Source organism: Bosea sp. RAC05 (genome assembly GCF_001713455.1).
Taxonomy (GTDB): domain Bacteria; phylum Pseudomonadota; class Alphaproteobacteria; order Rhizobiales; family Beijerinckiaceae; genus Allobosea.
In genome coordinates, this window is the sequence record NZ_CP016464.1 from 3282824 (window position 1) to 3300660 (window position 17837).

Annotated in this window: 20 protein-coding genes; 5 read left to right on the forward strand and 15 right to left on the reverse strand. The window is 69.6% G+C overall.

Features of this window, described 5'->3' with window-relative positions; all coding sequences use genetic code 11:
- Positions 1 to 134 precede the first annotated feature (134 nt).
- Both BSY19_RS18980 and BSY19_RS18985 read left to right on the forward strand, forming a co-directional pair.
- The gene (locus BSY19_RS18980) at positions 135 to 1307 is read left to right on the forward strand and encodes an isovaleryl-CoA dehydrogenase (protein ID WP_069055506.1); all 1173 of its coding nucleotides are present in this window, start codon (positions 135 to 137) and stop codon (positions 1305 to 1307) included.
- A gap of 206 nt (positions 1308 to 1513) precedes the next feature.
- Complete coding sequence (locus tag BSY19_RS18985; RefSeq protein WP_069055507.1) at positions 1514 to 2029, forward strand: gamma-glutamylcyclotransferase family protein; 516 nt, start codon at positions 1514 to 1516, stop codon at positions 2027 to 2029.
- 9 nt (positions 2030 to 2038) lie between these two features.
- On the opposite strand, the gene BSY19_RS18990 is transcribed toward BSY19_RS18985, so the two are convergent.
- Both BSY19_RS18990 and BSY19_RS18995 read right to left on the reverse strand, forming a co-directional pair.
- A complete protein-coding gene (locus BSY19_RS18990; RefSeq protein ID WP_069055508.1) occupies positions 2039 to 2221 on the reverse strand; it encodes a hypothetical protein in 183 nt (60 codons plus the stop codon).
- Complete coding sequence (locus BSY19_RS18995; protein ID WP_069055509.1) at positions 2218 to 2646, reverse strand: rhodanese-like domain-containing protein; 429 nt, start codon at positions 2644 to 2646, stop codon at positions 2218 to 2220. Before BSY19_RS18995 ends, BSY19_RS18990 begins: the two co-directional genes overlap by 4 nt.
- A 111-nt stretch (positions 2647 to 2757) precedes the next feature.
- Here BSY19_RS18995 and BSY19_RS19000 point away from each other — a divergent pair, with 111 nt between their 5' ends.
- Both BSY19_RS19000 and BSY19_RS19005 read left to right on the forward strand, forming a co-directional pair.
- Positions 2758 to 3468 (forward strand): DUF599 domain-containing protein, encoded by a 711-nt coding sequence (locus BSY19_RS19000; protein ID WP_069055510.1) that lies wholly within the window; start codon positions 2758 to 2760, stop codon positions 3466 to 3468.
- Positions 3469 to 3481: 13 nt separating this feature from the next.
- On the forward strand, positions 3482 to 3751 hold the full coding sequence (locus BSY19_RS19005; protein WP_069055511.1) for a DUF3253 domain-containing protein: 270 nt from the start codon (positions 3482 to 3484) through the stop codon (positions 3749 to 3751).
- Positions 3752 to 3755: 4 nt separating this feature from the next.
- On the opposite strand, the gene BSY19_RS19010 is transcribed toward BSY19_RS19005, so the two are convergent.
- From BSY19_RS19010 to crcB, 9 genes are all read right to left on the reverse strand, one after another.
- On the reverse strand, positions 3756 to 4544 hold the full coding sequence (locus BSY19_RS19010; RefSeq protein ID WP_069055512.1) for a YdcF family protein: 789 nt from the start codon (positions 4542 to 4544) through the stop codon (positions 3756 to 3758).
- Between the two features lie 68 nt (positions 4545 to 4612).
- The gene (locus tag BSY19_RS19015) at positions 4613 to 5122 is read right to left on the reverse strand and encodes a lysozyme inhibitor LprI family protein (RefSeq protein ID WP_171905177.1); all 510 of its coding nucleotides are present in this window, start codon (positions 5120 to 5122) and stop codon (positions 4613 to 4615) included.
- A 53-nt stretch (positions 5123 to 5175) separates the two neighbouring features.
- Entirely contained in the window at positions 5176 to 5796 is a 621-nt protein-coding gene (locus BSY19_RS19020) for a glutathione S-transferase family protein (protein WP_069055514.1), read from the reverse strand.
- Between the two features lie 145 nt (positions 5797 to 5941).
- Positions 5942 to 7942, reverse strand: coding sequence for an acetyl-CoA carboxylase biotin carboxylase subunit (locus BSY19_RS19025; protein WP_069055515.1), 2001 nt, complete (start codon positions 7940 to 7942; stop codon positions 5942 to 5944).
- Between the two features lie 247 nt (positions 7943 to 8189).
- Positions 8190 to 8627 (reverse strand): hypothetical protein, encoded by a 438-nt coding sequence (locus BSY19_RS19030; protein WP_069055516.1) that lies wholly within the window; start codon positions 8625 to 8627, stop codon positions 8190 to 8192.
- A gap of 291 nt (positions 8628 to 8918) precedes the next feature.
- Entirely contained in the window at positions 8919 to 9644 is a 726-nt protein-coding gene (locus tag BSY19_RS19035; protein WP_236840405.1) for an HAD-IA family hydrolase, read from the reverse strand.
- Between the two features lie 34 nt (positions 9645 to 9678).
- Complete coding sequence (locus tag BSY19_RS19040) at positions 9679 to 10179, reverse strand: hypothetical protein (protein WP_069055517.1); 501 nt, start codon at positions 10177 to 10179, stop codon at positions 9679 to 9681.
- A gap of 186 nt (positions 10180 to 10365) precedes the next feature.
- Positions 10366 to 11730 carry an RluA family pseudouridine synthase gene (locus BSY19_RS19045; protein ID WP_069055518.1) on the reverse strand — a complete coding sequence of 455 codons (1365 nt, stop codon included), beginning with the start codon at positions 11728 to 11730 and terminating at the stop codon, positions 10366 to 10368.
- On the reverse strand, positions 11727 to 12110 hold the full coding sequence (crcB, locus tag BSY19_RS19050) for a fluoride efflux transporter CrcB (protein WP_069055519.1): 384 nt from the start codon (positions 12108 to 12110) through the stop codon (positions 11727 to 11729). Before crcB ends, BSY19_RS19045 begins: the two co-directional genes overlap by 4 nt.
- A 180-nt stretch (positions 12111 to 12290) precedes the next feature.
- Between crcB and BSY19_RS28185 the strand changes: the two genes are divergently transcribed.
- Positions 12291 to 13577: a hypothetical protein gene (locus BSY19_RS28185; RefSeq protein ID WP_069055520.1), complete on the forward strand. Its 1287-nt coding sequence runs from the start codon at positions 12291 to 12293 to the stop codon at positions 13575 to 13577.
- Positions 13578 to 13751: 174 nt separating this feature from the next.
- On the opposite strand, the gene BSY19_RS19060 is transcribed toward BSY19_RS28185, so the two are convergent.
- From BSY19_RS19060 to BSY19_RS19075, 4 genes are all read right to left on the reverse strand, one after another.
- Positions 13752 to 13934 carry a hypothetical protein gene (locus tag BSY19_RS19060; protein WP_069055521.1) on the reverse strand — a complete coding sequence of 61 codons (183 nt, stop codon included), beginning with the start codon at positions 13932 to 13934 and terminating at the stop codon, positions 13752 to 13754.
- 99 nt (positions 13935 to 14033) lie between these two features.
- A complete protein-coding gene (locus BSY19_RS19065; protein ID WP_069055522.1) occupies positions 14034 to 15344 on the reverse strand; it encodes a replication-associated recombination protein A in 1311 nt (436 codons plus the stop codon).
- Positions 15341 to 16771 (reverse strand): Do family serine endopeptidase, encoded by a 1431-nt coding sequence (locus BSY19_RS19070; RefSeq protein WP_083247703.1) that lies wholly within the window; start codon positions 16769 to 16771, stop codon positions 15341 to 15343. Before BSY19_RS19070 ends, BSY19_RS19065 begins: the two co-directional genes overlap by 4 nt.
- Before the next feature lie 93 nt (positions 16772 to 16864).
- Positions 16865 to 17830, reverse strand: a complete 966-nt coding sequence (locus BSY19_RS19075; RefSeq protein WP_069055523.1) for a tripartite tricarboxylate transporter substrate-binding protein — start codon at positions 17828 to 17830, stop codon at positions 16865 to 16867.
- Between the last annotated feature and the right edge of the window lie 7 nt (positions 17831 to 17837).

Consider the following 17837-nt stretch of genomic DNA (forward strand, 5'->3'; position numbering starts at 1 on the left):
GCGGCGTCCGCAGCCCTTCCGCACCGATGCCCAACCCGCTGCGCGCGCCCGCGCGCTGACTTGGGCGCCAGCCGCGCTATAAGTCGGGGAAACGCCGGACGCCCACGCCGCGCCGGCCCCTCGGGAGGTCCACCATGCTCGCCAATGCGCCCCGCCCCTTCAATTTCGATCTCGGCGAGACCGCCGACGCGATCCGCGACACCGTCCATGCCTTCGCGCAGGAGACAATCGCGCCGCGCGCCCAGGAGATCGACGCGACCAACCAGTTCCCGCGCGATCTCTGGCCGCAGATGGGCGCGCTCGGCCTGCACGGCATCACGGTCAAGGGGGAGGATGGCGGCGCCGGGCTCGGCTATCTCGAGCATGTCGTGGCGATCGAGGAGGTCAGCCGCGCCTCGGCCTCGGTCGGCCTCTCCTACGGCGCCCACTCGAACCTCTGCGTCAACCAGATCGCCCGCAACGGCAACGCCGCCCAGAAGGCGAAATACCTGCCCAAGCTGATCTCGGGCGAGCATGTCGGCGCGCTCGCCATGTCCGAGCCCGGGGCCGGCTCCGACGTCGTCTCGATGAAGACGAAGGCGCTGAAAAAGGGCGACCGTTACGTCCTCACCGGCAACAAGATGTGGATCACCAACGGCCCCATCGCCGAGACGCTGGTGGTCTACGCCAAGACCGATCCCGAGGCCGGCTCGAAGGGCATCACCGCCTTCCTGATCGAGAAGGGCATGAAGGGCTTCTCGACCCACCAGAAGCTCGACAAGCTCGGCATGCGCGGCTCCGACACCTGCGAACTGGTCTTCGAGGACTGCGAGGTGCCCGAGGAGAATGTGCTGGGCAGCGTCGGGCGCGGCGTCAACGTGCTGATGTCGGGCCTCGACTATGAGCGCGTCGTGCTGGCGGCCGGCCCGCTCGGCATCATGCAGGCGGCGCTCGACGTGGTCATGCCCTATGTCCATGAGCGCAAGCAGTTCGGCCAGGCGATCGGCGAGTTCCAGCTCGTCCAGGGCAAGATCGCCGACATGTATGTGATGATGAACGCCTGCAAGGCCTATGTGTACGCCGTCGCCAAGGCCTGCGATCGCGGCGAGACCACCCGCGAGGACGCCGCCGGCGCGATCCTGATCGCGGCCGAGAAGGCGACCCAGATCGCGCTCGACGCCATCCAGCTGCTCGGCGGCAATGGCTACATCAACGACTATCCGACCGGGCGCCTGCTGCGCGACGCCAAGCTCTACGAGATCGGCGCCGGCACCAGCGAGATCCGGCGCATGCTGATCGGGCGGGAATTGTTTCAGAAGACGAAGTAAGGGGAGGCGCTCCAAGGCAAGGCGAAAGGCGGGGGGAACCCCTCTCCTGTAAGGAGAGGGACAGGGGTGAGGTGTCGGCCCCTGATCACTGCTGCCGTGACCTCACCGCGGCCAGACCCGCGCCCAACTCGTCCTAAGGCCGACACCTCACCCTGCCCTCTCCTTACAGGAGAGGGTTCCGCGTCGCGGTTCCGGAGCGCGTCTGAATGCCCCTCTATTTCGCCTATGGCCTCAATATGGACCCCGCCGGCATGGCGCAGCGCTGCCCGCGCTCCAAGCCGCTCGGGCTCGCGCGCCTGCCGCGTCACCGCTTCCTCGTCACCACCGACGGCTACGCCTCCGTCGTTCGCGACCCGCGCGAGGAGGTCCATGGCGTGCTCTGGGATTGTTCGCTCGGAGACATCCGCACGCTCGACAAGTTCGAGGACCTCGCCAGCGGGCTCTACGTCAAGATCAGCCAGCCGGTCATCGTGCCCGGCGGCGCCAAGCGCGCACTCGTCTATATCGGCCGCTCGGGCGATCCCGGCCGGCCCAAGCCCGGCTATATGGAAACCGTCATTGCCGCGGCGAAACACTGGGCCTTGCCAGAGAGTTATGTAGCCGGCTTGAATCGCTTTCTGAGCAAGCCGACTCTGGATCTGAAGACGATGGCTCAGGATGCGAGCGAGCTGCCGCCCGGCCCGGTCGCAGGGGTCAGGCCGCGCGCGCTGGCGCCGAAATAGGGCCCAGCCCTACTTCCAGAACAGCGCCACGAGCCGCACCGCAATCACCAGCGCAAAGCCCAGGATGATCGTGCCGACGATGCGGTGACGCTTCGCCCGGTCGGGAAACTGGCGGTTGAACAGGCGGCCCAGCGGCTTGCGGAACAGGAAGGCGACGACCAGCAGGATGACGACGACGTTGACCGGGCTCACGCGGTCGCCTTCGACGCCGGATCACGGGGCTCGGCCGCATCAAAGGGCGCGCCGGCCTTCTTCCAGGCGCCGAAGCCGCCGGCCATGTGCGCCACGGGCTTCAGCCCCATCTCCTGGGCGGCCTTCGCCGCCAGCGCCGAGCGCCAGCCGCCCGCGCAGAAAAAGACGAAGCGCTTGTCCTGCTGGAAGACCGGCTTGGCGTAGGGGCTCTCGGGATCGATCCAGAACTCGAGCATGCCGCGCGGGCAGTGGAAAGCCTCGGGCATCCGCCCTTCCCGCTCCAGCTCGCGCGGATCGCGCAGATCGACGAAGACGACGTCGTCGCGTCCCAGCAGCGCCTGTGCCTGGTCGACGCTCAGCGTCTCGACGACGGCCTCGGCTTCCGCCAGCAACGCCTTGTAGCCCTTGGTGATGGTCTGCGGCACGGCCGGCCTCCCTCCCTGAAACGGGCGGCACCGTGGCCATTGCCGCAGCCTGCGTCAATCGCGCCTTGCCGCGCCCGCGCCCGCGCCGCACTGTGCGCGCCGGAGATGGGAATGATCGGATTCGGAACGCTCGACATCATCGGCGCCGCCTTCTTCGCGGCGGCCTGGATCGGCTACCATTTCGCCGTGGAGATGGGCCCGCATGCCGGCAAGAGCCTGAACATGCGGATGAACCTGCGCCGCGCCCGCTGGATTCGCGAATCGATGGGGCGCGACAACCGCATCGTCGACACGCAGATCATGAACGGCCTGCAGAACGGCACGGCCTTCTTCGCCTCGACCTCGCTGATCGCCATCGGCGGCACGCTGACGCTGCTGCAATCGACCGATCGCGTCGTCGCCCTGTTCTCGGACCTGCCTTTCGGTACCGTGCCGACGCGGGCCGTCTGGGAGCTGAAGGTGATCGGGCTCGCCCTGATCTTCGGCTACGCCTTCTTCAAATTCGCCTGGAGCTACCGGCTGTTCAACTACTGCGTCATCCTGCTGGGCTCGCTGCCGCCGGCCAAGAACCATGATCCGGCGGATGCGCAGCGCGCCGTCCACGAGGCGATCGAGATGAACGTCGCCGGCGGGCGCCACTTCAACCGCGGCCAGCGCGCCTTCTTCTTCGCGCTCGCCTATATGGGCTGGTTCCTGGGTCCGACGACCTTCATCCTCTTCACCGGCGCCGTGCTGATCGCGATGTACCGGCGCCAGTTCGCCTCCGATGCCGCCCGCGTCTTCCGCTATCCCGACACGACGCAGGCCAAGTCCGAGCCCTGAAGAAGTCCGAGCCATGACGAAACCCGACGAGACCGAGCTGGAAGCCACGATCCTGGCGCTGACGGCGCAGCGCGGCGAAGGCCGCACGATCTGCCCTTCGGAAGCGGCACGCGCGCTCGGCGGCGACCATCCCGATGGCTGGGGGCCGCTGATGCAGCCGATCCGCCGCGTCGCGGTCCGGCTGATGAAGGAAGGGAAGGTCGTCATCACCCGCAAGGGCCGCCCGGTCGACCCGGATGATTTCCGCGGCGTCTACAGGCTTCGGCTGCCGGAAGGCGAATAGCCCCTCACGGCCCCGGAAACAGCGCGTCGGTATAGCCGGCCAGGCGATAGGCGACGAGCCCGACCCACTCCTTGAAGCCGTCATCGGCGATCATCAGCCCGCGTGGCGCGCGCCCCGAGACGCGCACGAACTCGGACGCCTTCTCCTCGGTCAGGTAGTCGACCGGGAAGGCCTCCACCGCGAAGCCCGCCTTCCGGAACACGCCCATCGAGCGCGGCATGTGCCAGGCCGAGGTCACCAGCAGCCAGCGTTCGCCGGGCTTCGGGTCGACCAGCTGCTTGGTGAAGAGCGCATTCTCGCGGGTGTTACGGGACTTGTCCTCGAGCAGGATTCGCTCGCGCGGCAGGCCGAGCCCCTCGAACAGCACGCTCGCGCCGTCCGATTCGGTCTTGGTCACCGGCGAGATCAGATTGGCGGCGCCGCCGGTGAAGACGATCTTCGCCTGCGGGTGCAGGCGGGCGAGTTCGACCGCCTTGGTCATGCGCGCGGCAGCGCTCGTCAGCACCACGTCGCCGCGGGCGACGCCGATCGCCCCGCCCAGGATGATGATCCCGGTGACGGGCCCCTTCTCGGCCGGCTGCTGCGGAAAGCGGTTCTCCAGCGGCCACATCACCAGCCGCGGCAGCGGGCTGAAGGCCATCAGCGCCAGAAAGCCCAGCGACGCCACGCCGAGCCAGCGCGCCGCCCGCGCGAAGCGCGTGAAGGCGAGCAGTGCCGCCAGCAACGCCAGCAGGATGGCGAGGTTCACCGGCGACAGGACGAACCAGACCACCTTGGAGAGAACGAAGAACATGGGCGGCTTTCGGGCTGCGGCAACGGCGCGCTTCTAGCCGGGGAAAGCTGACGGCGCGTGAACGCCGCTCAGCGGATGATCTGCGGCGGCTGCTGGGACGGGCGGCGTGCCGGCGCCTGCGGCCGGGCAGCCCGCTCGAGCTCCAGCACCCGCGCCGCCACCTCGCGCAGCTCGCAGCCGGCCTGCCGGCCGGGCTGGAGGGCTTCGCGCTGGCTTGCGGCATAGAAGGCGCATTTCTGCGCGACATAGCCTTCCCAGGACATCTGCAGCGCGACGAGGCGGCTGCGCTGGCCGGCATCGAGCGGCCGCCCGCTCTGCTGCACGGCCAGGACCAGCCGCTCGCGCCAGACCGCCTCCTCCCGCCGCGCGCAGCCGGCCTCGGCCGCGTTGCGGTTGGTTCCTGCCGCGACGACGCAGGCCACCGCGATCGAGCCGATGCAGGACGGCGCCGCCCCGCTGTTGGTCTGCAGGCAGGAGGCGAGCTGGGCCCGGTCGGCCGCCAGGGTGGGGCTGGTCTGGGCGGCGGCGGGCGCGGCAGCCCAGAGGGTGAGGCCGAGGGCGAGACAAATCGAGCGCATGGCGGCCATTGTGCCAGCCACCGCGCCGCGATCAAGCCACCCGCCGGTCACCTTCATGCGACCGGCAGCGGCAGCGCAGGGGCGGCCGCCGGGCGCGCGACGATGGTCGCATACCAGCGCGCGACATGCGGCCGCGCAACGCGCTCGACCGGCATGTTCAGCCAGCGATGCGCCCCGCAGCCGACGACGATGTCGGCCATGCCGAAGCGCTCGCCGCCGAGGAAGCTGCGCTCCGACAGATGCTGGTCGAGGATCGCCATCAGCGCCTCGGCCTTGGCGACACCAGCCGCGACGATCTCGGGAGCCGTGTATTCGGGCACCTTGCGCACCAGCCCCCACAGCACCGGCATCAGCGCCGGCTGCAGGGAGGATTGCATCCAGTCGAGCCAGCGATCGGCATCGGCCCGGCGCGCCGGGTCCTCCTCCCAGATCCAGCCGGCGCCATAGCGGGCGGCGAGATAGCGCACGATGCTGTTGGACTCCCAGATGCAGACGTCGCCGTCCTCGAGCACCGGGATCTGGGCATTGGGGTTCTTCGCCAGGAACATCGGCTCGCGCAGGCCGCCGAACGGCCCGCCGCAATCGATGCGCTCGAAGCTCTGGCCGACCTCGCCGGCCGCCCAGACGACCTTCTGGACATTGATGGAGCTGATCCGCCCCCAGATCGTCAGCATGTGAACCTCCACAATCGCGTCGTGCTCGCCCGTGTGGCGAGCATCCACGTCTTCAAGCACCGCCCTCGATCAAGGACGACGTGGATGGTCGGGACAAGCCCGACCATGACGAACCCGCGCAGAGTCGGACCTGGCCCGCCCTCTCTCAGGCGAATTCCATGATCACCGCGTCGACCGCGAGCGATTCGCCCTCCTTCGCCAGGATCTTGGCGACGGTGGCGTCCTTCTCGGCGCGCAGCACGTTTTCCATCTTCATGGCCTCGACCATGCACAAAGCCTCGCCGGCCTTGACCTCCTGGCCGACCGCGACCGAGATCGCTTTGACCACGCCCGGCATCGGGCAGAGCAGCACCTTGCCGGTGTCGGCCGCGACCTTCTCCGGCATCAGCGCGGCGAGTTCCGCCTCGCGCGGCGTGCGCACGATCGCATCGGCATAGGCGCCGGCATGGCCGAGCGCGAAGCCGTTCGCGATCGGGCGGATCTGCGCGGCGATGACGACGCCGTCGAGCGTTCCCTGCCAGACCGGCTGGCCCGGCCGCCACTCGCTCGAAACGGTGATGCTGCGGGCGCCGAAGTCGATGATGACCGCCCCGCCCTGCTCCCCGACCTGCCCCTCGAAGCGCTCTCCGCCGATCAGCACGACCCGAGTCCGGTCGAAGGCGACGCGGCGCCAGCCCTCCATCTGCGCGCTGACCGCGCGCTTGCGCTGGTTGAGCTTGTGGTCGCAGGCGATCGCGATCGCCGCCAGGCGCAGCGCGATCTCGCCCTCGGGCACCGGCAGGGAGAAGCCTTCGGGAAACTCTTCGGCGATGAAGCCGGTCGAGAGATGGCCAGCGATCCAGCGCGGATGGTGCATCAGCGCCGAGACGAAGGGGATGTTGTGGCGGATGCCGTCGATCGCGAAGGCGTCGAGCGCGCGCCCCTGCGCCTCGATCGCCGCCTCGCGCGTCGGCGCATGGGTGACGAGCTTGGCGATCATCGGGTCGTAATAGATCGAGATCTCGCCGCCCTCGAAGACGCCGGTGTCGTTGCGCACGACCGCGTCGCCGTCGGGCCCCTCGACCGGCGGGCGATAGGTCACCAGCCGCCCCGTCGATGGCAGGAAGTTGCGGGTTGGATCCTCGGCATAGACGCGGCTCTCCACCGCCCAGCCGTTCAGCTTCACCTCGGCCTGGCTGAGCCGCAGCTTTTCGCCATAGGCGACGCGGATCATCTCCTCGACGAGGTCGATCCCGGTGATCATCTCGGTCACCGGATGCTCGACCTGGAGGCGGGTGTTCATCTCCAGAAAGAAGAAGGACTTGTCCTGGCCGGCGACGAACTCGACCGTGCCGGCGGAATCGTAGTTCACGGCCTTGGCCAGCGCGACGGCCTGCTCGCCCATCTTGCGGCGCGTCGCCTCGTCGAGCAGCGGCGACGGCGCCTCCTCGACGACCTTCTGGTTGCGCCGCTGGATCGAGCATTCGCGTTCGCCGAGATAGATGACGTTGCCGTGCTTGTCGCCCAGCACCTGGATCTCGATATGGCGGGGATCGACGATGAACTTCTCGACGAAGACGCGGTCGTCGCCGAAGGAGGACGCGGCCTCCGACTTGGCGCGGGCGAAGCCCTCCGCCACCTCTCCGGCCGAATGGGCGATGCGCATGCCCTTGCCGCCGCCGCCGGCGGAGGCCTTGATCATCACGGGATAGCCGATCTCGTCGGCGATGGTGACGGCGTGCTCGGGGCTCTCGATGATGCCGAGGAAGCCCGGCACGGTCGAGACGTTCGCCGCGGCCGCCGCCTTCTTGGATTCGATCTTGTCGCCCATCGCCGCGATCGCGCCGGGATTGGGGCCGATGAAGACGATGCCGTTGTCCTTGAGCGCCTGGGCGAAGGCCTCGCGCTCGGAGAGGAAACCGTAGCCGGGATGCACGGCCTGCGCCCCGGTCTGCTGGCAGGCCGCGATGATCTTCTCGATCACGAGATAGGACTGGGCGGCGGGCGCTGCACCGATATGGACCGCTTCGTCGGCCATCTCGACATGCAGCGCGTCACGGTCCGCATCCGAATAGACCGCGACGGTCTTGATGCCCATGCGCCGCGCCGTCTTGATGACCCGGCAGGCGATCTCGCCGCGGTTCGCGATCAGGATCTTCGAGAACATGCGTGGCGCCTCCCCCGGCCGTCGACGAGCGGGGCATGCCGGCTCGAACCGCGCGGCTCGTGCGACCTGCCCTCACGCCAGTTAGAGCATGTCGCAGGAAACCGGCTACCGGTTTTTCGCACAGCCCCGATGGCGAAACCCGGACCGTGACGCCGCTCGGCGCCGCGATCCGGGTCCGGGTGTATGGGAGGGCGTGGCCGCCGTCCACCGATGCGAAAGTCGGTGGTCGGCGGGAAGGCCTGGCTGCTCAGCTCGCCAGCAGGACGCGCTCGGGCCAGGCCGGCATCGTCTTGGCATGGCCCTTGTCGAGGGCGAAGCCGATCAGCGCCTCGTCGCAGCGCTCGGCTTCCCGCACGATCTCGAAGGCGATCCGGCGGGCGGTCGCGGTCGGCCCCTCGCCGGCCGAGAGCGTCGTCACCAGCCAATGCGCCTTGTCGCGGTCGATCACGCCGGTCGGACGGTTCTGCCAGACCGCGAAGTCGACGACGACCGCGACGAGCACGTCGCCGAAGGCCTCGCAGCGCTGGGGCACCGCCCGGTCCAGCGCCACGAGGACATCGATGACGTCGCGGGTCAGGATGCAGTCCGCGAGGATGTCGCGCTGAAGAACAGCGACGTCCTCATCAGTGATCGTCAGACGATCCATCACCTGGTCGACGAATTCGCGAAGCTCATGACCCATCATTGTTCGACCCCTGTCCGGCGTTGTTTTTTGCCGGTCCGTTCCTGTTGTAGGAACACCATGGATCGACACCCGCCAGCAGGTGGTTAACGCGCAAAGCTGAACGCGTGTTCAGGTTAAACGGCCCTGAGCGGATGTGGTTGCGAGGATGTTACTGGGGGCGGCGCATGCGGCACTGACCGCCCTATCGCGCCGTCATTCTCTGGCGAAGCGAAGCGCAGACCCGAGAATCTCGCCACGGAAGAACGCTGGTTGCCGAGAGGCTCGGGACAAGCCCGAGCATGACGCTCCAGGTTACACCGGCGCGTCGACCACGACGGCCTCCGGCAGCCCCAGCACGCCCGGCAGATCGGTCGAGCGCGCCAGCACATGCCGCGCACCGAGCGCCACCAGTGTTTCCACCGGCTGGAATCCCCAGGAGACCGCGACGGGGATGACGCCGGCAGCCACCGCCATCTCGATGTCGAAGGAGGCGTCGCCGACCATCGCGGTCCGCGAAGGCTGCGCGCCCGTCTCCAACATCGCCCGCAGGATCATGCCCGGATGCGGCTTGGAGGGCGCATCGTCGGCGGTCTGGATCGTGGCGAACAGGCCCTGCCAGCCATGCCGCTCGACGATGTAGTCGGCCCCGCGCCGGGATTTCCCGGTGGCGATGCCGAGCTGGACGCCCGGCATTTCCGCCAGGGCCGCCAGCGTCTCGGAGACCCCGGGGAAGAGCGGCTCGTCGAGCGCGGCATCGGCCTGCGCCTGAAGCCGCATCGCCCCGAAGACCTCCTTGTAGGTCGCCGCCAGCGCCGCATCGGGGGCGGGCAGCCCGCCGAGCCGCATCAGCGCGATGTCGAGCGTCAGCCCGACGACGCCAAGCCCCGCCTCACGGCCGGGATGGGCGAGCCCATGCCGCGCGAAGGTCTCGTGCTGCGCGGCGAGCAGGATCGCCTCGGAGTTGATCAGCGTGCCGTCGAGGTCGAAGAGAATGAGGTCCATGGCGGCGCTGTAGCGCGGATCGCCGGCCCGATCCACCGGCTGCGACGCCGCCCTGCCCCGCGGCGGCCGCTCAGGAGCGCGCCTCGCGCGCGCAGCTGTCCACCGCCTTGCGCAGCTCCTCGCCGTCGAGCCCCTTGCCGCGCGCGTCCTTGCGACATTCGGCGCGCTGGGCGAGGTCCGGGCGCTTCTCGTTGAAGCAGGCGACGAGCGCGGCGGTCCGCATCGAGCCGGTCAGCCCGCGCGCATCGACATCCGCCTTGCAGGCGGCCCGCGCCGCCACCGCGGTGGGCTTGCCGTCGCGGGTGACGCCGTCGCGCGCATAGAGCTGCACGCCGGGGAACTTCGCCTGGATGCAGTCGCGCATCGCCACCCGCAGATCGTCGCCCGAGAGCGCGACATGTTCGGCCACGCAATCCTGGCGGGCCTTGGCGCGCTCGGCCCGCGGAACCGGCTCGTCGGCGGGGGCGGCGGCGACGCGCGCCGGCACGGGGCCCGGGCTCTGCGCCAGGGCAGGACCGGAAACGGAAGCGGTGAGAACGAGGCCAGCCAGCAGGAAAGCGCAACGGATCATCGGAGCACCAGCGTCAGAGGGATGGGAACAAAACAAAAACACATTTCGTTTTGTTCCGCAATCGTTCTCTTTCGCCCGTCTCGGGCGAAGCCGTAGGGTCCGAGCTTCGATCGGCCCAATCAACTCCGCGCAGACCCGAGTATCGCCAGCGGGAGATGCTCGGGTCGAGCCCGAGCCTGACGAACCTCACTCGTCCGGCGCGTCCACGATCGGGTCGTAAGGCGCGTCATCGAAGCCGAGCAGGTTCCAGGACTGGCGCATATGCGGCGGCAGCGGCGCGCTGACGTCGATCGTGCCCTTGCCGCGCGGATGCGGCACGACGATGCGCCGCGCCAGCAGATGCAGCTTGTTCTGGATGCCGCCGGGCAGCTCCCAGTTCTGGATGTTGAAATATTTCGGGTCGCCCACGATCGGGTGGCCGATATGGGCGGCGTGCGCGCGCAGCTGGTGGGTGCGCCCGGTCACCGGCTTGAGCGAGAGCCAGCCGAGCTTCTGCGCCGCCGTCTCCACCACGGCATAGTAGGTCACGGCGTGCATCGCGCCGTCCTCGCCATGCTTGGCCACCGCCATGCGCTGGTCGCCGTCATAGGCCTCCTCGCGGGCGAGATAGGTCGAGATCCGGCCCTGCCGCACGCGCGGCACGCCGGCCACGAGCGCCCAGTAAACCTTGCGGGCCGAGCGCGAGCGAAAGGTCTTGGCCAGCGTCGCAGCCGCGAAGCGCGACTTGGCGATGACGAGGCAGCCGGCCGTGTCCTTGTCGAGCCGGTGGACCAGGCGCGGCTTCTGCCCGCTTTTGTCCGTCAGCACGTCGAGCATCTGGTCGACATGGCGTGTCGTGCCCGAGCCGCCCTGGACGGCCAGACCCGCCGGCTTGTTGAGGACCATGACGTCCTCGTCCTCGTAGAGCGTGATCGAGCGCAGGAACTCCAGCGTGTCGCCATCGGCCTTGGCCGAGCGCGGGCGGCTCTCCTGCGGCTCGAGCTTGAGCGGCGGGATGCGCACCGTCTGCCCCTCTTCCAGCCGGTCCTTGCTGTCGGCGCGCTTGCCGTTGACGCGCAGCTCGCCCTTCCGGACGATGCGCTGGATGTGGCTGAAGGAGAGCTGCGGGAATCGGCTCTCGAGAAAGCGGTCGATCCGCATCTCGTTCTCGTCGGCGGTGACGACGAGCTGCTGAACGCCGGTCGCAAGCACCTGCGCCGTTTCCGCCTTCACCTCGGCGCGGGTCGGCGTGTCGCTCACCGGCGCGCGGCGGGTGGCGGCGGGCTTGCCGGCCGGCCTGGGCGCGGGTTTGGCGGCCGGCGGCCGCGGCCCGGCCGCGCGCGGCGCCGGATGATGCGGCTTGGGGTTGCGCGTCGGCGTGGTGTTGACCTCCGCCTCCTCGCGCTCGGGCCGGGCGCGGGCCGAGGCCTGCGCCGAGCGGCGGGCGTCATGGCTCGGGCGCTTGGCCTTGGCCCCAGGCCCGCGGGGAGCACCCGCGGCTGACGGACGGCCGCCACGCCGGGGGCCGGCTCCCGTTCCCTTGCCGCCCGTTCCCTTGCCACCGGTTCTCATGACAGGCTCCGGACGAGTGCGAGGCCGGCGAGCAGGGCCGCCAGCGAGAGGATGACGGAGCCGAGCACATAGGCCACTGCCAGCCCGGTCTCGCCGCGCTCCCAGAGCAGCACGGCGTCGAGCGAGAAGGCGGAGAAGGTGGTGAAGCCGCCGAGGATGCCCGTCGTCAGGAACAGCCTGGCATGCTGCGACCAGCCGGCCTCGGTCCTGAAGGCGAGCCAGCCGGCGATCAGCCCCATCAGCGCCGAGCCGAGAATGTTGATCAGCATCGTGCCGCCGGGAAAGCCGGTGCCGAACCAGCGCGGCGAGACGAGGTTGATGCCGTGCCGCAGCACGCCGCCGAGGCCGGCGCCGAAAAAAACGAGGAGCGTGGAGGTCATCGCCCTGCAATAGCCAGCCCGTCGCCCCCACACAAACGAAATCGGCCCCTTGCCGCGGGAGCGCCAAGCTGAGAGGTGTAGCGGCAGGGGCTTGACGTAACGGCCTGACGTAAGGGCCTGGGGGAGGCGCAGAGGCAAGATGCGGACGGGGGCCGACACCACGGCTGGCGCTGCCCTGTCTTGGGCGGGACGCGCGTTCCTGCTGGCGCTCGGTGCCTCCTGTGTCGCTCTCGGGCCGCGCAGGCCGCCGCGCCCCGCCCGCTCCCGGCCAGCGCCCCGCAATTCGCCCGCAGCTGCATCATCAAACCGGCCGACATCGCCCCGCTCTTCCCCGCCGCCGAGGAGGCGAGCGCGGCGGCCGCGACGGACGACGACGACGACACCGATGACGACGCGGACGATGATGATGACGACGACGATGACGGGGACGATGACGACAACGTCCCGGGGCTGATCCTGCCGGGCTCGAGCACCTGCCTCGCCGTCTCCGGCAGCGTCACCGCCGGCCTGCAATTCGACAGCTACCGCATTCCCAAGGCCGGCGACGCCGCGCCCAAGCCCACCTATTCCTGGCCGACCAACACCTCGCTGCGGATCGAGACCGCCCATGACCTCGCCTCGGGCCTGCGCATCGGCTCTGCTTTCGAGATGTCGCTGCGGCCGACCACCGACCAGCCCGAAAGCATGACGGTCGACGAGGCCACCGTCACGGTGGGGACGATGACCTTCGGGTTGACCGGCACGTTCTTCAGCTTCTGGACCGGCGAGGAGTTCGCCTTCAGCGCCCGCCTGCCCGGCCGCAATGTCGGGCTGATCGGCTGGGAGCGCGATCTGACCGAGCGCTGGAACCTGGCGCTCTCGGCCGAGGACACGACGCTGGGGACGACCTCGACCATCCCCGTGGTCAAGGGGCGCGTGCCCGACGGCGTCGCGCGCCTGACCTACACCCAGGGCGAGCTGACGCTGCACATGGCCGGCGCACTGCGCGACGTGCCGGGCTCGGTGCCCAAGCTCGGCCGCGCCGGCATCGTCGGTGCGACCTATGAGCTGCCGATCCTCGGCCGGCCCGGCGAGATCACGGCGCAGCTCGCCGGCGCGGTCGACGCCCCCGCCTATATCGGCTCCTCGCTCGACGCGACCATCGTCAGCCAGGTCCTGACGAGCGCCGATTCCAGCCGCGGCTTCTCGGGCGTGCTGGCCGCGCGGCGCGAATGGACCGACGAGCTCGCCAGCAACCTCTATGTCAGCCGCTACCAGCTCACCCTGCCGCTGGCCAACCAGGCCACCGGCAAGCTCAAGATCGACCGCGCCAGCGCCAATCTGGTCTGGACGCCGGTGGACGGCCTCAAGGCCGGGATCGAGGGCTCGGTCGCCTGGTCCCGCGTCGCCATCGCCAACCGCGCCGTTCCGGCCTCCCTGGGCGGCCGCCAGCTCTCGGCCCAGCTCTTCATCGAGCGCTCGTTCTGAGGGAAGAGAAATCCGGGTCTCAGCGCCCGGAGACACCAGCCCTCATCCTGAGGAGCCGCGAAGCGGCGTCTCGAAGGAGGCTCCAGGAGGCTCCGGAACCCGCTGGACCCTCCTTCGAGACGCGCTCTCCGAGCGCCCCTCAGGATGAGGGCTGAGGCTGGCTTGCACCCGCCCCTACCCCTCCCGCCCGCGCCGCAGCAGCGGATGCACATAGAGCTCGAAGGCGATGGTCAGCAGGATGAAGACGAGCCCGATCGCGAAGGCGACGACCCAATAGGCGACATCATCCTCCGAGACGAACCAGCCCGCGATCAGCGAGGGGACGATCAGGAGGACACGGGCGATGAGCGAGATCATGGACGAGGCACCGGCACGGCCAAGGGGCGGCCGCGAGGATGAGGATAGGCCGGTGCGGGTGGACGGCTTTGTTTTCGATCAACGTGGACCGGAGGAACGTCAGCCCTCCCCCCGCTCGCTCCGCAGCTTCTCCCAATACTCCAGCCGCTTGCGGATCTCGCGCTCGAAGCCGCGTTCGGGCGGGTCGTAGAAGCGCTGGCGGCCCAGCGCGTCGGGCCAGTAGTCCTGGCCGGAGAAGGCGTCGGGCGCATCGTGGTCGTAGGCGTAGTCCGCGCCATAGCCCTCCTGCTTCATCAGCTTGGTCGGCGCGTTCAGGATCGTCTTGGGCGGCATCAGCGAGCCGCGCTCGGCCGCGACCCGGCGGGCGGCCTTGTAGGCCTTGTAGGCGGCGTTCGATTTGGGCGCGGTGGCGAGGTAGATCACCGTGTTGGCGAGCGCGAGTTCCCCCTCCGGCGAGCCGAGCTGCTCATAGGTCTCGGCCGCGGCGCGGGCATGGACCAGCGCCTGCGGGTCGGCGAGCCCGATATCCTCGACCGCCATCCGCACCAGCCGCCGCGCCAGGAAGCGCGGGTCCTCGCCGGCATCGAGCATGCGGGCGAAATAGTAGAGCGCCGCATCCGGATCCGAGCCGCGGATCGTCTTGTGCAGGGCCGAGATCAGGTTGTAGTGGCCGTCCTGCGCCTTGTCGTAGATCGGTGCGCGGCGCTGGATCACCTCGCCCAAACCCGCCTCGTCGAAGATCTCGCCCGGCTTGGCGGCGCGCCACAATTCCTCGGCCAGCGTCAGCACGGCGCGCCCGTCGCCATCGGCGAAGCGCGCGAGCGCCAGCCTCGCCTCCGGCGTCAAAGGCAGCTGGCGGTTCTCCAAAAGCTCCGCCCGGCCGAGCAGGAAGAGCAGCGCGCCCTCGTCGAGCGACTTGAAGGTCAGCACCCGCGCCCGCGACAACAGCGCGGCATTGAGCGCGAAGGAGGGGTTTTCGGTGGTGGCGCCGACCAGCGTGATCGTGCCGTCCTCCATCACGGGCAGGAAGGCGTCGAGCTGGGCCCGGTTGAAGCGGTGGATCTCGTCGACGAAGAGCAGCGTGCCCTTGCCGCCGAGGCGGCGCCCGCGCGCCTGCTCGAACACCTTCTTGAGATCGGCGATGCCGGAGAAGATCGCGCTGATCTGCTCGAAGCCGAGATCGACCTGCCCCGCCAGCAGCCGCGCCACGGTGGTCTTGCCGGTGCCGGGCGGGCCCCAGAAGATCAGGCTGCCGAGCGAGCCGGATTGCACCAGCCGTGTCAGCGCGCCGTCCGGCCCAGTCAGATGCTCCTGGCCCGCGACCTCGCCCAATGTCGTCGGCCGCATCCGGTCGGCGAGCGGGCGTGGCCCGGACTTGTCCAGCCCCGAGGCGGCGAAAAGGTCGCTCACCCCGGGAAGACCGAGGTCACGCTCTGGCCGCCGCGCGAGATCGTCACCTCCCAGGAGCGCTTGCGCTCCCTCAGCGCCGCCTCGACGTCGCGCGAGCGCGTCATCGCCTCGCCGTTCAGCGCCTGGATGATGTCGCCCTTCTGGAAGCCGACGCGGGCGGCCGTGCTGCCCTCCTCGATCGCAGCGACGACGACGCCCTCGGTGCCGGCGTCGATGGCGAGTTCCTCGGCCAGCGCCGGCGACAGGTTCATCACGGTGATGCCCGACAGCGGCGTGCGCCCCGCCAGCGTCACCGGCTCGCGCGGCCGCAGTTCGGGCGCCGGCACCAGCTTCACCGGCAGCACGACGCGCTTGCCGGAGCGCAGCACGGTCAGCGTCGCCACGCCGCCGAGTGGGCGCGTCGCGAAGCGGTAGCCGAAGGATTCGGGATCGTCGACGGCGAACCCGTCGACCGCCAAGATGACGTCGGAGCGGCGCAGCCCCCCCTCCGCCGCCGGGCCCTTCTCGACCACGCCCGCCACCACGGAGCCGGCCGGCCGGTCGAGGCCGAGCCCGTCGGCGACATCGGGCGTCAGCGCCTGCAGCCTTGCGCCGAACCAGGGCCGCCGCACCGTCGTGGCGCCCGTCCGGGCGCTCTCGACGACCACCCGCACCATGGCGGCGGGAATGGCGAAGCCGATGCCGTGGCTGCCGCCAGAGCGCGAGAAGATCGCCGTGTTGATGCCGATGACGCGCCCCTGCATGTCGACCAGCGCGCCGCCGGAGTTACCGGGGTTGATGGCGGCGTCTGTCTGGATGAAGGACTGCGCGTCGCCGACGCCGATCTGCGTGCGCGCCAGTGCCGAGACGATGCCCTGCGTCACGGTCTGGCCGACGCCGAACGGGTTGCCGATCGCCAGCACGATGTCGCCGATCTCGACCTTGTCGGAATCGGCGAGCTCGATCGCCACGAGGTCCTTGGCGGTCTTGAGCTTGAGCACGGCGAGATCGGTGCGCGGATCGCGCAGCAGGATCGTCGCCTCGACCTCGCGCTTGTCGGCGAAGGCGACCTTGACCTCGCTCATGCCCTCGATGACGTGGTTGTTGGTGACGACGAGCCCGCTCGCATCGACCACCACGCCCGAGCCGAGCGAGCGCTGCACCCGCTCCTGCGGCACGCCGAAGCCCCGGTCGCCGAAGAAGCGCCGGAAGAAGGGATCGTCCATGAAGGGGTTGCGCGGCTGCTTCTCGACGCGCGCGCCATAGACGTTGACGACCGCGCCGGCGCTCTTCTTGACGACGCCGGAGAACGACAGCGAGATCTCCTGGCGCGACTCCGGCACCTGCCGGAGCGGCGTCTGCGCCGCCACGGGCCCTGCGGCCAGCGACGACACCATCAGCGCCGCCGCGAGGAGGGCCCCGCGGGAAAAGGTGGCCTTGCGCTGCATCTGGCGTCTCCTCTGCGACCGGCGCGACTCATCGCGAGAGATAGGCCGATGGCAGGGCGATTTCCAGCGTGGAGCCGCCGCCACGCCCCGGCGCTACTTGTCCTGCAGCAGCAGGCGGTACTTCTCGATCTCGGCCGGGACCATCTTCGCCACGAAGGCCGGCGACATTTCCTCCGCCGTCGGAACGACCGAGGACAGGGTCTTGAACCGCTCCTGCAGGTTGGGGCTCGCCAGCGCCGTGCGCAGCGCCGCATTCAGCTTGGCGATGACGGGCTCGGGCGTGTTCTTCGGCACGAAGATCGCGTTCCAGCCCTGGGCCTGGAAGGCGGGCAGCCCGGCCTCGACCGAGGTCGGCACCTGAGGCAGGCTCGCCAGCCGGTCCGGCGTCGCGACGACGAGCGCCCTCACCTTCTCGCCCTGCACCGCCCCCGACAGCGAGGTCGCGGCATCGCAGACACCGTCGATCTGGCCGCCCATCAGATCGTTGAGCGCCGGCCCCGCGCCGCGATAGCTCACGAGCGCGACGTCGACGCCCGACGCCTTGATGAAGGTCCGGCAGATCAGATAGTTCGACGAGCCGACGCCGGCATGGCCGAGGCTGATCTTGCCGGGGTTGGCCTTCGCATAGGCGACGAACTCGGCCAGCGTCTTGGCCGGGAAATCGAGCTTCAGCGCGATCATCGGCGAGGTCTTGGCGACGAGGCCGACCGGCGCGAAATCCGCGTTGGTGTATTTCAGGTCGGGATAGATCGTGTAGGAGGCGGCGTTGGTGCCGCTGTTGCCGATGACGATGGTGTAGCCGTCGGGCTCGGCCCGCGAGGCCCGCGACAGGGCGGTCGCCCCGCCCGCCCCGCCCATGTTCTCCATCACGATGCGCTGCCCGAGCACGCGCCCCATCTCGTCGCCGACGAGCCGCGCGATCACATCCGACGAGCCGCCGGCCGCGAACGGCACGATCATGGTGATCGTCTTGGCGGGGTAGTCCTGCGCGGAGGCGGACTGAGAGCCCAGGGCCAGCATCGCACCCAGGATCAAACCGGCCGTCTTTTTCATCGTCATGTTCGTT